The organism is Crenobacter cavernae, assembly GCF_003355495.1.
Lineage (GTDB): Bacteria > Pseudomonadota > Gammaproteobacteria > Burkholderiales > Chromobacteriaceae > Crenobacter > Crenobacter cavernae.
Window position 1 is genome coordinate 167,720 of the sequence record NZ_CP031337.1, and the last position, 15,525, is coordinate 183,244.

Below are 15,525 nucleotides of genomic sequence, written 5' to 3' on the forward strand. Positions count from 1 at the left end.
GTTCATGTTTAGCTGGATCGTCAATAGCAGCCTGAAAAACCGGCTGTTCGTGCTCGCCTTCGCCGTCATCCTGATGATTTACGGCGGCATCACCGCGTCGAACATGCCGGTGGACGTGTTCCCGGACCTCAACAAGCCGACCGTCACCGTCATGACCGAAGCCGGCGGCATGGCGCCGGAAGAAGTCGAGCAACTGGTGTCGTTTCCGCTCGAAACCGCCTTGAACGGCATGCCCGGCGTGACGCGGGTGCGCTCGGTGTCAGGCATCGGGCTGTCTATCCTCTACGCCGAGTTCGAATGGGGTTCGGACATCTACCGCAACCGGCAGCTGGTCGCCGAGCGCCTGGCCGAGGTCAAGGAACAATTGCCGGAAGGTGTGAGCCCGAACATGGGTCCGATTTCGTCGGTGATGGGCGAGATCATGCTGATCGCGCTGCCGGCCGACCCGGCCAAGGTCAGCCCGATGCAGGTGCGCGAGTACGCCGACTTCGTGCTGCGGCCTCGGCTATTGTCGATCCCGGGCGTCGCGCAGGTGATCCCGATCGGCGGCGAGGTGCGCCAGTTCCGCGTCGAGCCGAATACGGCGCTGATGGCACAACTCGGCGTCAGTTTCGACGAGCTGGACGCCGCGCTGAAGGCGTTCTCGAGCAATACCAGCGGCGGCTTCCTCGAGCAGAGCGCGCGCGAATATCTGATCCGCAACCTCGGGCGCACCACAAGGCTGGAAGACCTGCAGAACCTCGCGGTCAAGGACGTCGGCGGCCAGCCCATCCTGTTGAAGCAGTTGGCCGAGGTGAAGTTCGCCGCCTCGTTCAAGCGCGGCGACGCCGGCTTCGGCGCCAAGCCGGCGGTCATTGTCAGCGTGCAGAAACAGCCGAACGCCGACTCGGTGAGGCTCAGCGAGGACATCGAGCATGCGCTGGCGTCGCTGTCCAAGTCGCTGCCGCCGGGGGTGTCCAAGCCGGAAATCTCGTTCCGCCAGGCCGACTTCATCGACGCGTCGATCGGCAACGTGCAGGAAGCGCTGCGCGACGGCGCGATCATGGTCGCGATCATCCTGTTCCTGTTCCTGATGAACGTGCGCACCACGCTGATTTCACTGACCGCGATCCCCTTGTCGCTGGCGATCACCGCGCTGGTGTTCAAGGGCATGGGGCTGTCGATCAACGTGATGACGCTGGGCGGCTTAGCGATCGCCATCGGCGAACTGGTCGACGACGCGTTGGTCGACGTGGAAAATGTGCTGCGCCGGCTGAAAGCGAACAAGCCCAAGGGCGTGGCCGGCATCGTCAAGGTGATCGCGACGGCGTGCAACGAGGTGCGCTCGGGGGTGGTCGTCGCCACCATGGTCGTGGTTCTGGTGTTCGTGCCGCTGTTCGCGCTGCCGGGCATCGAGGGCCGGCTGTTCGCGCCGCTCGGCGTCGCCTATATCACGTCGATCCTGTCGAGTCTGGTGGTGGCGCTCACCGTCACGCCGGTGATGTGCTACTTCCTGCTGCCGCGCATGAGGCAGATCGAGCACGGTGACTCGCGACTGGTGCTATGGCTGAAGCACTGGGACAAACGCATTCTCGAAGCGTCGTTCGGTCGTGCCAAGCCTATCCTGGCCGCCTCGGTGCTGCTAGTGATAGCGACGGTCGCCACCGTGCCGTACTTCCCCAAAGCGTTCCTGCCGGCGTTCAACGAGGGCACGCTCACCGTGTCGCTGCTGCTCAACCCCGGCACCTCGCTGGCCGAATCCAACAGCGTCGGCAGCTTGGCCGAGGCGCTGATCAAGGAAGTGCCGGAGGTGAGGAGCGTCGGCCGGCGCACCGGCCGCGCCGAACTCGACGAACACGCCGAGGGCGTGCACTCGAGCGAGCTCGACGTCGACCTCAAGCCGTCGGAGCGGGGGCGCGAGGCGGTGATGGCCGACATCCGGGCCAAGTTGGCGCCGCTGCCGGCGGTGGCGACCGTCGGCCAGCCGATCTCGCACCGACTCGATCACCTGCTGTCCGGCGTACGCGCCCAGATTGCACTGAAGATTTATGGGGACGATCTCGATACGCTGCGCGGCCAGGCCGCGAGCCTGCGCGACAGGCTGGCCAAGATTCCGGGGTTGACCGATCTGCAGATCGAGAAGCAGGTGCTGATCCCGCAGATCAAGGTGCGGCTCGACTACGGCAAGGCTGCGCAGTACGGCGTCTCGCCGGGAGCGTTGCTGAAGACGCTGGAGACGCTGACCGAGGGCGACACCGTCGCGCAGATCGTCGACGGCAACAAGCGCTTCAAGCTGGTGGTACGCCTGCCGGACAGCGCTCGCGACACACCGGGCCTGGCCAACATCCTGATCGACACGCCGCACGGGCGTATCCCGCTGTCGCAGGTCGCCAGCGTCGAGGAGTCGGACGGTCCCAACCAGATCGGACGCGAGAACGGCCGCCGCCGCATCGTCATCGCCGCCAATACCGACGGCTCGGACATGGCGCGCATCATTACGGATATCCGCAAGGTATTGGCCGACAGCCAGCTACCCGAAGGCTATTTCGTCAGCCTCGAAGGCCAGTTCCAGGCACAGGAGCAGGCGACCAAGCTGATCGCCGGGCTATCGCTGATCTCGCTCGCGCTGATCTTCATGGTGCTCTACAGCCGCTACAAGTCGGTCAAGCTCACCGCGATGATCATGGGCAACATCCCGATGGCGCTGATCGGCAGCGTGATCGCGATGTGGCTGGCCGACATCTCGCTGTCGGTCGCCTCGCTGGTCGGCTTCATCACGCTGACCGGCATCGCCACGCGCAACGGCATCCTCAAAGTCAGTCACTACATCAACCTGTGCAAGTTCGAGGGCGAAACCTTCGGCCAACGCATGATCGTTCGCGGTTCGCTGGAACGGCTCACGCCGGTGCTGATGACGGCACTGACGGCCGCGCTGGCGCTGACGCCGCTGTTGTTCGCCGCCGACGCGCCGGGCAAGGAGATCCTGCACCCGGTGGCGGTGGTGATCTTCGGCGGGCTGGTCAGTTCGACCCTGCTCGACACGCTGCTGACTCCGCTGATGTTCTGGCTGTTCGGCGAGAAACCGCTGCAAAAGCTGCTGCAAGACCACAGCACCGAAGCCTTCTGATTTTTAAGCCGCCCCGGGTGGCTGCTCGGGGCGAACCCTTTGTAAAGGAGAACACCATGAAAAAGCTGCTGATCGCCGCCTCCCTCGCCTTGTCCACCGGCCTCGCGTTCGCCGACGGCGTGCTCAAGCCGCAACAGGGCGGCGTGATGGCCGAGGCCAAGTCGGGCCAGCGCGTCGAACTCGTCGCCGAGGCGGGCCAGCTTGCCGTCTATCTGACCGATCACGGCGGCCAGGCGGTCGCAAGCCAAGGCGCCAGCGGCGAGGTTACGTTGCTGGCAGGCACGAAAAAAACCACCGCCAAGCTGGAACCGGCCGGCGGCAACAAGCTGACGGCCAAGGTCAAGGCGGCCGCGGGCGCCAAGGCGATCGTCAAGGTCACGCTAGCGGGCAAGCCGACGGATCAGGTTCGCCTGACGCTGAAATAAGGTACGTCGCGCACGGGTAGGAACTTGACGCTGGCGCCAGGGCGGCGGTGAAGGGTGAGGCACGAGCCCATCCGACGCCGCCGTTCTCATTTCAGCGAGATGCCCGCTTCGACGAGCCGCGACCAGCGGTGGTAGCAGGGCTCGACCAACGTTCGAGGGTCACGCAGCGCGCGCCTGCCCTGCCCCTTTACTCCGGGCAAGAAAAAACCCCGGCACGAGGCCGGGGCAACAACAAATCAAGCACGATTCGGATGCGCTTGAATTTCAGGTTTCATCGACTCAGTTCGGCAGCACCAGGATGGCGCGGAAGTCGTTGACGTTGGTTCGCGTCGGGCCGGTGACGATCAGGTCGTCGATAGCCTGGAAGAAGGTGTACGCGTCGTTGTTCGCCAGGTGCACCTTGGCCGACACGCCCTTCGCCGCGGCGCGGTCGAGCGAATCCGGCGCGCTGATGCAGCCGGCGTTGTCTTCCGAGCCGTCGATGCCGTCGGTGTCGCACGCGAGCGCATAGACGCTCGCCACGCCTTCGAGCGCGATGGTCAGCTGCAGCAGGAACTCGGCGCAGCGGCCGCCGCGGCCGTTGCCGCGCACGGTGACGGTGGTCTCGCCGCCGGACAGGATCACGCACGGCTTGGCGGCCGGTTCGTCGAAACCGACGATCTGGCGCACGATGCCGGCGTGGACCAGCGCGACGTCGCGCGATTCGCCCTCGATGGTATCGCCGAGCACGATCGGCGTCACGCCGTGCTCGCGCGCGAGACGGGCGGCCGCCTGCAGCGCGTGCTGCGGCGTCGAGATGATGTGGCCTTCGCAGCGCGCCAGACGCGGATCGCCCGGTTTCGGCGTCTCGTTCTGAGCGGCTTCGAGGTAGGCCTTCACCGACGCCGGCAGCTCGATGCCGTACTTGGCGATCACTTCGCGCGCCTGCTCGAACGTGCTCGGATCGGGAACGGTCGGGCCGGACGCGATCACCGACGGGTCGTCGCCCGGCACGTCGGAAATCATCAGCGTGACGACGCGCGCCGGGTAGCAGGCGACGGCCAGCTGGCCGCCCTTGATCGCCGACAGGTGCTTGCGCACGCAGTTCATTTCGGAGATCTGCGCGCCGGACTTCAAGAGCGCCTTGTTGACCGCGCGCTTCTCGTCGAGCGTGATGCCAGGCACCGGCAGCGACAACAGCGCCGAGCCGCCGCCGGAGATCAGGCAGATCACCAGGTCGTCCTCGGTCAGCCCCTTGACGCTTTCCAGCACCTGTTCGGCGGCCTTCTGGCCGGCCGCGTCGGGCACCGGGTGCGACGCTTCGACGATGCGGATCTTGTCGGTCGGCAGGCCGTGCTCGTAGCGGGTGATCACCATGCCCTCGAGCGGGCCCTTCCAGTTCTGCTCGAGCGCCTGCGCCATCGAGGCGGCGCCCTTGCCGGCGCCGATCACGACGGTGCGGCCCTTGGGCGCTTCGGGCAGGTACTGCGCCAGGGTCTTGTACGGCAGCGCGGCCTCGACCGCGGCGTCGAACAGGCCGCGCAGGAAGCTGCGGGCCTCGGTGGCGTTGGCCGGAACGTGGGCGTTCGACATGTGTCCTCCAGTATTCTTGTCGGGGCGGCGCGGTCGCACCCTCCCCCCATAAATAGCAAAGTCGCCCGACCAAACCGGCCCGGGCGACTTTCGTGTCAGATCAGGCGATCAGGCCGAGTTAGGCTTGAGCCGGGATCTCGTAGTTGCCCATCACTTCCAGAGCACGCACCAGCGCGCTGTGGTCCCACGCCGCGCCGCCGTTGGCCACGCAGGTGTTGAACAGCTGCTGGCACAGCGCGGTCGCCGGCAGCGCCAGACCCAGCTTCTGCGCGTTGTTCAGCGCCAGGTTCAGGTCCTTCTGATGCAGCGCGATGCGGAAGCCCGGGTTGAACGTGCGCTTGTACATGCGCTCGCCGTGTACTTCCAGGATCTTCGACGAAGCGAAGCCGCCCAGGAGGGCCTGGCGCACTTTTGCCGGATCGGCGCCCGCCTTGGACGCGAACAGCAGCGCTTCGCCCACGGCTTCGATCGTCAGCGCGACGATCATCTGGTTGGCGACCTTGGCAGTCTGGCCGTCGCCGTTACCACCGACGCGGGTGATGTTCTTGCCCATCAGTTGCAAGAGCGGCAGCACCTTGTCGAAAGCGGCTTCCGGACCACCACACATGATCGACAGCGTCGCGGCCTTGGCACCGACTTCGCCGCCCGATACCGGGGCGTCGATGTACTGGGCGCCCAGTGCTTCGACTTTCTTGGCGAATTCTTTGGTCTCGAACGGCGAGATCGACGACATGTCGACGACGATCTTGCCGGCGGACAGGCCTTCGGCGACGCCGCCCACCGAGAACAGCACCTTTTCCACGTCCGGGGTGTCCGGCACCATGGTGACGATCACTTCGGCCGCCTGGGCGACTTCTTTGCCCGACGCCAGCGCTTTCACGCCTTTTTCCTGCAGGAAGGCCGGCACGTCGCCGATCGTGTTCACAAACAGTTCATGGCCAGCGTCCGCCAGATGGCCCGCCATCGGGGCGCCCATGATACCAAGACCGATAAAGCCGATTTTCATGTCTAGTCTCCTAATTCGTTTGTTGTACGTCGTGCGTCGTACTTAGCCGAGGTAGGCCTTGGCCCAGCCCAGGCCTTCCACGGTGGTGGTCTTCGGCTTGTATTCGCAGCCGATCCAGCCGTCGTAGCCGATCTCGTCGAGGAACGAGAACAGGAACGGGTAGTTGATCTCGCCGGTGCCCGGTTCGTTGCGGCCCGGGTTGTCGGCCAGCTGGATGTGCGCGATCTGCGGCAGCTTGGCCTTGATCGTGTTGGCCAGCTCACCTTCCATGCGCTGCATGTGGTAGACGTCGTACTGGACGTAGATGTTGCTGCTGCCCGAGGCGGCGATCAGGTCCAGCGTCTGCTGGGTGCCCGACACGTAGAAGCCCGGGATGTCGAAGGTGTTGATCGCTTCGATCAGGAGCTTGATGCCTTCGGCTTCGAGCTTGTCGGCGGCGAACTTGATGTTCGACACGAAAGTCTCGCGCACTTTGTCGGCGTCCACACCCTGCGGGGTGATGCCGGCCAGCACGTTCAGCTGGGTGCAGCCGAGGGTCTTGGCGTAGTCGATCGCACGGCCGACGCCGTCCTGGAACTCGGACACGCGATCCGGCAGCACGGCGATGCCGCGCTCGCCGCCGGCCCAGTTACCGGCCGGCAGGTTGTGCAGAACCTGTTTCAGGCCGTTCTTGTCGAGCAGCTCAGCCAGTTGGTTCTTGTCGAAGTCGTACGGGAAGAGGTATTCCACGCCCTTGAAGCCGGCTTTGGCGGCGGCTTCGAAGCGCGACAGGAAGTCCACTTCGTTGAACAGCATGGTCAGGTTGGCGGCAAACTTAGGCACGTCGGTCCCTCCAGGTTTCGATGTCGGTAAAACGCCCGAACCACTGGGCTCAGTGGTTCGGGCGAAGGTCGATCAGGCCGGCAGGTCGAGGATTTCCTCGAACTCGGTCACTTTGTCGATCTCGGTACCCATGGCGATGTTGGTCACGCGCTCGAGGATGATCTCGACGACGACCGGCACCTGGAATTCGGCCATCAGCTCGCGAGCCTTGGCGAACGCCGGCTGGATGTCGTCCGGCTGGGTGACGCGGATCGCTTTGACGCCCAGGCCTTCGGCCACTTTCACGTGGTCGACGCCGTACACGCCCAGTTCCGGCGAGTTAACGTTCTCGAACGCCAGCTGCACGCAGTAGTCCATCTCGAACATGCGCTGCGACTGGCGGATCAGGCCGAGGTAGGCGTTGTTCACGACGACGTGGATGTACGGCTTCTTGAACTGCGCGGCGGCAGCCAGTTCCTCGATCATGAACTGGAAGTCGTAGTCGCCGGAGATGGCTACCACGTCGGCGTCCGGGTTCGCGGTCTTCACGCCGATCGCGGCCGGGATGGTCCAACCCAGCGGGCCGGCCTGGCCGCAGTTGATCCAGTGGCGCGGCTCGTACACGTGCAGGAACTGGGCGGCGGCGATCTGCGACAGGCCGATGGTCGTCACGTAGGTGACGTCCTTGCCGAAGAAGGCGTTCATTTCCTGGTACACGCGTTGCGGCTTGACCGGCACGTTGTCGAAGTCCGACTTGCGGTGCATCGTGCGCTTGCGCTCTTGAACCTCGGCCACCCAGCTTGCGGTGTTCTTCAGCTTGCCGGCGGCCTTCCACTCTTTCGCCACTTCGACCAGCAGCTTCAGCGCGGCCTTGGCGTCGGAGACGATGCCGTAGTCCGGGCCGAACACGCGGCCGATCTGGGTCGGTTCAATGTCGATGTGGACGAACTTGCGGCCCTTGGTGAAGGTCTCGACCGAACCGGTGTGGCGGTTGGCCCAACGGTTGCCGATACCGAACACGAAGTCGGAAGCCAGCATGGTGGCGTTGCCGTAGCGGTGCGAGGTCTGCAGACCGACCATACCGGCCATCAGCGGGTGGTCGTCGGCGATGGTGCCCCAGCCCATCAGGGTCGGCACCACCGGCACGTTCACGATCTCGGCGAATTCCTGCAGCAGATCGGACGCGTCGGCGTTGATCACGCCACCGCCGGACACGATCAGCGGACGCTCGGACTCGATCAGGTAGGACAGTGCTTTTTCAACCTGGGCACGGGTGGCGGCCGGCTTGTGCAGCGACAGCGGCTCGTAGGTGTCCGGATCGAAGTCGATCTCGGCAACCTGCACGTCGAACGGCAGGTCGATCAGCACCGGGCCCGGACGGCCGGAGCGCATCAGGTGGAAGGCTTGCTGGAAAGCACGCGGCACCTGAGCCGGCTCGCGCACGGTCACGGCCCACTTGGTCACCGGCTTGGCGATCGACTCGATGTCGACGGCCTGGAAGTCTTCCTTGTGCAGACGGGCACGCGGGGCCTGACCGGTGATGCACAGGATGGGGATCGAGTCGGCCTGGGCCGAGTACAGACCGGTGATCATGTCGGTGCCGGCCGGGCCCGAGGTACCGATACACAGGCCGACGTTGCCCGCTTTAGCGCGGGTGTAGCCTTCGGCCATGTGCGAAGCGCCTTCGACGTGGCGCGCCAGGACGTGGCTGACGCCGCCGACTTTACGCAGCGCGGAGTAGAACGGGTTGATCGCTGCGCCCGGAACGCCGAACGCGGTATCGACGCCTTCCTTCAGCAGCACGTGGACGGCTGCTTCAACGGCGGTCATTTTTGCCATGGTGTGTCTCCTCACTCTTGAATCTGCTGTCGGAAACGGACGGACTGGGCCCGGTCCCGTTTTGCGCACTATCCCCGATGGCAGACAGGCTGTCAATATTTTTTGGAAATAGATTCCATTTTCTCTTTTGATGCACGCAAGGCGCGCTGCGGCGCCGTCCGCTAGCGTGCAACAGCTTCATTTCAAGCATATTTTTTAGATTTGACAAGTGCGTTTACCGGGTGCATCAATGGCGGCGTGGTATACTCGTCACCATAAAGCGTGGGAATAATCGAAACCGGTTTCCAAAAGGCAAAACCGGTTCGCAACGAACGACAAGACTGGATTGAAGGACTCGGCATGGCCATCGGCAGCAGCACCCTCGACAAGCGCGGCGGACCGCGCGCCAAGACCCCCGACAGCGGCGGCAGTCCGACCGGACAGGTGCAGTCGCTGACGCGCGGCCTGACGCTGCTCGAGCGTATCGCCGAGTCGGTCAGCGGCGTCTCGCTGACCGACCTCGCGCTGCAGGTCGGCCTGCCCAACTCGACCACGCACCGGCTGCTCACCACCATGCAGCAGGCCGGTTTCGTGCAGCAGGTCGGCGACCTCGGGCTGTGGACCATAGGCGTGCGCGCGTTCACCGTCGGCAGTGCCTTCCTCGACAGCCGCGAGCTGATCACCATCTCGTACCCGATCATGCGCCGCCTGGTCGACGCCGCCGGCGAAACCGCCAACCTGACCGTGCTCGACCGCGAGGAAAGCCTCGCGGTGCTGATCGGCCAGGTCGAATGCCGCGAGATGATGCGCATGCTCGCGCCGATCGGCAGCCGCATGCCGCTGCATGCGTCGGGTGCCGGCAAGGCCTTCATCGCGACGCTGACCGACGACGAGGTCAGCGACTCGCTGCGCAAGACCGGCCTCGCGCAGTACACGCACAGCACGATCAACACGCCGGCCAAGCTGAAGGAAGAGATCTCGCGCATCCGTCGCCAGGGCTTCTCCTTCGACGACGAGGAGCACGCGGTCGGCCTGCGCTGCGTCGCCGCGTGCATCTACGATGAGTACAACGAGCCGTTCGCCGCGGTCTCGGTGTCGGGCCCGAAGTCGCGCATCCCCGACGAGCGCGTCGTGCACCTCGGTTCGCTGGTCGTCCAGGCCGCACAGGACATCACGCAGGCGTTCAGCGGCATCTCGCGCCCGGGCTATCCGAAGCGCTGAGTTTCATCGCCAATGCAGACGGGCCGCTGACGCGGCCCGTTTTTGTTTTCCAGTCATAAGGTTGGCCGAGCTCGGCCAACCTTGTTCATCCCGCTTTCGAACGCCCGAGCGTCACCACGCACAAGAGGCCGAGCGACAAGGCGATCAGCGCCATGCCGAGCGACTCCGACAGGCTCGGGATCTCGCCGAACTGCAGCGCGGCGATCGCGACCGACAGCGCCGGCACCACCAGCGCCCCCAGCCCCGTCGCGCCGGCCGACAGCCTTCCGAGCAGCACCATCCAGATCAGCCAGCCCAGACTATTGGCCAGCGGCCCCAGATACAGCAGCGCCGCCGCCAGCTCCCAGCCCCACACCGGCGCGGGCTCGCCCATCGCGAGCGAGACCGCCAACAGCGGCCAGAAGCCCCAGAACATCTGCCAGAAGGTCAGCGACATCACGTCGACCCGGCGATGGCGGCGCAAGGTCTTGGCGATGATCGCCGAGCTCGCCCAGGTCAGGCCGGCTGCCACCGCCAGCCACTCGGACAGCCGCGCGAGGTCAAGATGCCACGGCTCGACGATGGCCATCAGCCCGGCGAACGCCAGCGCGACGCTCGCCCATTGAGCCTTGCTCAGCCGCTCGTCGAGAAAGACGCGCGCGAGGACCAGCGTCCAGAACGGCATCGTGTACGCGAGCACCGACACCTTGCCGGCGCCGCCGGTGACGAGCGCGAAGTTGGACAGCGCGGTGAAGCCGGCGGTCTGCGCCAGCCCGAGCCAGAAGGTCGGCCAGAATGGCGTCGGCGCAAGGCTCCTGCCGGTGGCGACGAGCAGTATCCCGAGGCCGAGCACGCCGCACAGCGTGCGCGCCGTCGCGAGGTCGAACGGGCCAATATAGGGCAAGGCGAGCTTGGAGACGCTCCACGCGTAGCTCCACACCAGCCACAGGCCGGCCAGGAGGCCGAGGCTGCCGAGGTGTTGTTTCATACGAGTCCGTATTGAAAAGAAAACGCACCCCGAGGGGCGCGTCTCAACGTTGGCCGAGCCCGGCGATCACGCCGGCTCGGCGAGGTTCTTCGACACGATCTCGTACACGTCGCGCGACAGGTCCGGCGCGGCGAGGATGCGCTCGAGCTGAGAGCGCATCAGCGCGCGCCGGCCCGGTTCGAGCTTCTTCCAGCGGTTGAACGCCTGCACCAGGCGGCTCGCGACCTGCGGGTTGAACGCATCGATCTCGAGCACGCGGTCGGCGACGAAGGCATAGCCGCTGCCGTCCTCGGCGTGGAAGACGGCGAGGTTGCGCGTGAAGCCGCCGATCAGCGCGCGCGCCTTGTTCGGGTTCTTGATGCTGAATGCAGGGTGCTCCATCGCCGCCTTCACGTGGTCGAGCGTGCACGGCAGGCGGCTCGTCGCGATCAGGGCGAAGTACTTGTCCATCACCAGCGGCTCTTCGCCCCAGCGTTCGGCGAAGTCGACCAGGCAGTCGGTGCGCACCTCGCTGTCGCGGTGCTTGACCGCCTCGAGCGCGCCGATCTGGTCGGTCATATTGTTCGCCTCCTCGAACTGTTCGCGCGCCGCGTCGAGCGGCCAGTCGTCCGGCAGGCGGGCGAGCATGGCGAGCGCGAGGTTCTTCAGCGTCCTGCGGCCGGCGTCCTGCGGCCGGTATTCGTGGCCGCGATTCAGGTCGAACATCTCGTGCCACGCGCCGCGCAAGGTCTGCGCGAGCTCGGCCAGCAGCCGTTCGCGCACGCGCGTGAGGCGCGCCGGGTCGACGGCGTCGAGCAGCTCCAGGAGTTCGGCCTCATGCGGCAGCGACAGCATCAGCGCCTTAAACGCCGGGTCGATCGCATGGTCGGCGAGCACCGCGGCGAAGCACTCGGCGAGCGGCCCCGCCCCCTGCCACGGCCGGTTCGCCGCGTCGTCGGCGACGCGCGCGACGAGCACGCGGCGCGCCAGCGTCTGGCCGGCTTCCCAGCGTGCGAACGGGTCGGCATCGCCCGCCATCAGAAAGGCCAGCTCCTCGTCGTGCCACGCGAAGTTAAGCTGGACCGGCGCCGAGTAGTCGCGCAGCAGCGACGGCACCGGCTGCGCGGCGACGCCGGTGAACACGAAGACCTGCTCGGCCGACTTGACGTCGAGCACGCGCGTGGTCGGGCCGGGCACCGCCTCTCCGTCGAGGGTCAACGGCAGGTCGTCGCCGTCCGGGCCGACGAGGCCGACGGCGAACGGGACGTGGAACGGCTGCTTCTCGGCCTGGTCGGGCGTCGCCGGGCAGCTCTGTTTCACCGTTAGTGTGTAGGTCTGACTGACCGCGTCGTATTCACCCGTGACCGACAGCAGCGGCGTGCCGGCCTGGCTGTACCACAGGCCGAACTGGGTCAGGTCGACGCCATTGGCGTCGGCCATGGCATTACGGAAGTCGTCGCAGGTCACCGCCTGACCGTCGTGGCGGCGGAAGTAGAGCTCCATGCCCTTCCTGAAGCCGTCGCGGCCGAGCAGCGTCTGGTACATGCGCACCACTTCGGCGCCCTTCTCGTACACCGTCATGGTGTAGAAGTTGTTCATCTCGATGTAGCTGTCCGGGCGGATCGGGTGCGCGGTCGGGCCGGCGTCCTCAGGGAACTGCATCGCGCGCAGGGACTGCACGTCCTCGACGCGCTTGACCGCGCGGCTCGTCATGTCGGCGGTGAACTCCTGGTCGCGGAACACCGTCAGGCCTTCCTTCAGGCTCAACTGGAACCAGTCGCGGCAGGTGACGCGGTTGCCGGTCCAGTTGTGGAAGTACTCGTGGCCGATCACGCCCTCGACCGCCTCGAAGTCGAAGTCGGTCGCGGTGTCCTGGCGCGCGAGCACGTACTTGGTGTTGAAGATGTTGAGACCCTTGTTCTCCATCGCGCCCATGTTGAAGTCGCCGACGGCGACGATCATGTAGGTGTCGAGGTCGTACTCGAGCCCGAAGCGCTCCTCGTCCCACTTCATCGCGCGTTTCAGCGACGCCATCGCGTGCGCGACCTTGTCCTGGTCGGACGCCTCGGTCCAGACTTCCAGCTTGACGTCGCGCCCGCCGGCGGTCACGAAGCGGTCGCGCAGTGCCGACAGGCGGCCGGCGACCAGCGCGAACAGGTAGGAAGGCTTCTTGTACGGGTCGACCCATTTCACCCAGTGGCGCTTCTTGTCGAGCATGCCCTCGCCGACCTTGTTGCCGTTCGACAAGAGCACCGGGTAGGCCTGCTTGTCGGCGATCAGCGTGGTGGTGAACTTCGACATCGAGTCGGGACGGTCGAGGTAGTAGGTGATCTTGCGGAACCCCTCGGGCTCGCACTGCGTGAACAGGTTGCCGCCGGAAGCGTACAGCCCCATCAGGCTGGTATTGGCCGCCGCGTCGATCTCGGTCTCGATCTCGAGGATGAAGCCGTCGGGCACGTCGTCGATGGTCAGCGTCTCGGCGGCCGCATCGAGCGCGTAGCGCGGCTCGGCCAACCTTTCACCGTCGAGCACCACCGCCTTGAGCACGGCGCTGCCGTCGAGCACGAGCTTGGCCGAGTTGCCGCCGTTGCGGCGCATCACCAGGCGCGACCTGACGGTCACCAGCGGCTCGTGGATGTCGAAGGTCAGGTCGATCCGGTCGATCTGGAACGCGGGTGCGCGGTAGTCCTTGCGGTACTTGATCTGTGGCGTGGCCATGGGTTTCTCTCTTGTTCGGGGCCGAAGGTTCAGCGGTGCAGCCAGGCGGCGTCGCCGGCGAGGGCGAGGCGCGCGGTGTCGGTAGGCGCGGCGGCCAGCTCGAGCGTGGCGCTAGCCAGTTCGTCGCGGCGGAAATAGTGGACGGTGATCTTGTCACCCGGCGCGTAGCGCGCCAGCTGCTTGTCGAAGTCGGAGGCCTTCAGATGGTCGATCGCGACCAGCACGTCGCCGCCGGACAGGCCGGCAGCCTGCGCGGCGCCGCCGTCGAAGACCTGCGTGAGCTTGACGCCGAGCGGATCGGCGGCGGTCTTCGCGCCGAACACGGCGCGCTCCTTGACGTTGGCCGAGTCGGCGAGACCGCCGCGATCGGACGCCGACGCGGCCGCGTCGAAAGACAGCGTCACGCCCTGCGTCGCGAGCAGCTTCGCTAGTGGCAGGTCTTCGGTAGAGCGCAAGGCGGACGCAAAGAAGTCGGCGAGGTCGAGCCCGGTGACCGCCTCGGCGATCGCCTCCCACTCGTGCTCGGCCAAGCCTTGGCCGTCGGAGAGCCACTTGCTCCACAAGGCGCACATCACGTCGTCGAGGCTCTTCACGCCTCCGCTCTCTTCGCGGATGAACAGATCGAGCGCCAGCGCGGCGAGCGCGCCCTTCGCGTAGTAGCTGACGATGGCGTTCGGGCTATTCTCGTCCTGGCGGTAGTACTTGTTCCACGCGGTGAAGCTCGATTCTTCGAGCGTCTGCTTCCTGCGGCCGGCACCGCGCTCTACCGCGGTGATCGTTTTCGCCAACAGTTGCAGGTAGCGCTCCTTGTCGATCAGGCCGGAGCGCACCAGCGTCAAATCATCGTAATAGGACGTCACGCCCTCGAACGCCCACAACAGCCTCGTATAGTTCTCGGTGGACAGTTCGTACGGCGTGAACGCGGCCGGCTTGATCCGCTTGACGTTCCAGCTGTGGAAGTATTCGTGGCTGATCAGGCCGAGAAGCTGCAGGTAGCCGTCGGTGAGGCTCTTGTCGCCCTTGACCGGCAGGTCGTCGCGGTTGGCTACGAGCGCGGTAGACGCGCGGTGTTCGAGCCCGCCGTAGACGTCGCCGCCGACGTAGAGCAGGAAGACGTAGCGTTCGAACGGCGCCGGCTCGCCGAATAGTCTGATCTGGTATTCGCAAATTTTCTTCGCGTCGCGCGCGAGGCGCTTGAGGTCGCCGCGATGGCGGCCCGAGACGACGATCTCGTGCGGCACGCCGCAGGCCTTGAACGTCACGCGCTCGACCCCGCCGAGTTCGAACGGGTGGTCGATCAGCTCGTCGTAGCCGGCGGCGCCATACCGGCCGAAGCCGGTCCTCTTTTTCACATCGAGCGGCGCCAGGCTGGTCGCGACCGTCCAGTCGTCGAACGCCTTGCCCTCGGGCGGCTGGATGTCGAGCGTGCACGGCTGCTCGGCCAAGCCTTCGGGGCGCAGGAACACGCTGGTGCCGTTGAAGAAGCCGCGCGTGGAATCCAGATAAGCGCCGCGCACTGACAGGTCGTACGCGTACACCTCTACCGTCACCGTCAGCGCCTTCTTGCACGGCTCGGCCAACCAGCTGTGCTTGTCCAGCTGCGTCAGCGCCAAGCTCTTACCGCCCGATTCGGCGCGGATCGCCACGATCTGGCGCGCGAAGTCGCGGATCATATAGCTGCCGGGAATCCACGCCGGCAGCGTGAAGCGCTGACCGGCCTGGTCGGGCGCGTCGACGGTGAGCGTCGCTTCGAACAGATGGGCTTCGGGTCGGATCGGGCGGAGGGTGTAGCGCACGGTCGCGGTCATGGAAGGTTCCCGGCGTGAAAAGCGCGATTCTAGCATCCGTCAGCGAGGCCGGACGCGGCTTTGGCGCCCTTTGACCCAGATCAAGGGGCTTCCGGACGATGACA

At 65.8% G+C, this 15,525-nt stretch carries 10 protein-coding genes; 3 read left to right on the forward strand and 7 right to left on the reverse strand.

Going from position 1 to position 15,525, the window contains the following annotated elements:
- The first annotated feature begins 4 nt into the window (after positions 1-4).
- Together DWG20_RS00760 and DWG20_RS00765 are read left to right on the forward strand one after the other, a co-directional pair.
- Positions 5-3,106 (forward strand): efflux RND transporter permease subunit, encoded by a 3,102-nt coding sequence (locus DWG20_RS00760; protein ID WP_115431958.1) that lies wholly within the window; start codon positions 5-7, stop codon positions 3,104-3,106.
- A 56-nt stretch (positions 3,107-3,162) separates the two neighbouring features.
- The gene (locus DWG20_RS00765) at positions 3,163-3,531 is read left to right on the forward strand and encodes a hypothetical protein (protein ID WP_115431959.1); all 369 of its coding nucleotides are present in this window, start codon (positions 3,163-3,165) and stop codon (positions 3,529-3,531) included.
- A 279-nt stretch (positions 3,532-3,810) separates the two neighbouring features.
- On the opposite strand, the gene DWG20_RS00770 is transcribed toward DWG20_RS00765, so the two are convergent.
- The 4 genes from DWG20_RS00770 to gcl all read right to left on the reverse strand — a co-directional run bounded on the left by DWG20_RS00770 (position 3,811) and on the right by gcl (position 8,749).
- Entirely contained in the window at positions 3,811-5,103 is a 1,293-nt protein-coding gene (locus DWG20_RS00770; RefSeq protein ID WP_115431960.1) for a glycerate kinase type-2 family protein, read from the reverse strand.
- Between the two features lie 118 nt (positions 5,104-5,221).
- Entirely contained in the window at positions 5,222-6,109 is an 888-nt protein-coding gene (locus tag DWG20_RS00775) for a 2-hydroxy-3-oxopropionate reductase (RefSeq protein WP_115431961.1), read from the reverse strand.
- 42 nt (positions 6,110-6,151) lie between these two features.
- Positions 6,152-6,931: a hydroxypyruvate isomerase gene (gene hyi / locus DWG20_RS00780; protein WP_115431962.1), complete on the reverse strand. Its 780-nt coding sequence runs from the start codon at positions 6,929-6,931 to the stop codon at positions 6,152-6,154.
- Positions 6,932-7,003: 72 nt separating this feature from the next.
- Positions 7,004-8,749: a glyoxylate carboligase gene (gcl, locus tag DWG20_RS00785; RefSeq protein WP_115431963.1), complete on the reverse strand. Its 1,746-nt coding sequence runs from the start codon at positions 8,747-8,749 to the stop codon at positions 7,004-7,006.
- 339 nt (positions 8,750-9,088) lie between these two features.
- Between gcl and iclR the strand changes: the two genes are divergently transcribed.
- Positions 9,089-9,949 carry a glyoxylate bypass operon transcriptional repressor IclR gene (iclR, locus tag DWG20_RS00790; RefSeq protein WP_115431964.1) on the forward strand — a complete coding sequence of 287 codons (861 nt, stop codon included), beginning with the start codon at positions 9,089-9,091 and terminating at the stop codon, positions 9,947-9,949.
- Between the two features lie 85 nt (positions 9,950-10,034).
- Here iclR and DWG20_RS00795 read toward each other — a convergent pair whose 3' ends face one another.
- From DWG20_RS00795 to DWG20_RS00805, 3 genes are all read right to left on the reverse strand, one after another.
- Positions 10,035-10,916: a DMT family transporter gene (locus tag DWG20_RS00795; RefSeq protein WP_115431965.1), complete on the reverse strand. Its 882-nt coding sequence runs from the start codon at positions 10,914-10,916 to the stop codon at positions 10,035-10,037.
- Between the two features lie 66 nt (positions 10,917-10,982).
- Positions 10,983-13,613 carry an aminopeptidase N gene (pepN, locus tag DWG20_RS00800; protein WP_115431966.1) on the reverse strand — a complete coding sequence of 877 codons (2,631 nt, stop codon included), beginning with the start codon at positions 13,611-13,613 and terminating at the stop codon, positions 10,983-10,985.
- A 29-nt stretch (positions 13,614-13,642) separates the two neighbouring features.
- On the reverse strand, positions 13,643-15,421 hold the full coding sequence (locus DWG20_RS00805) for a M61 family metallopeptidase (RefSeq protein ID WP_115431967.1): 1,779 nt from the start codon (positions 15,419-15,421) through the stop codon (positions 13,643-13,645).
- Positions 15,422-15,525: the final 104 nt, after the last annotated feature.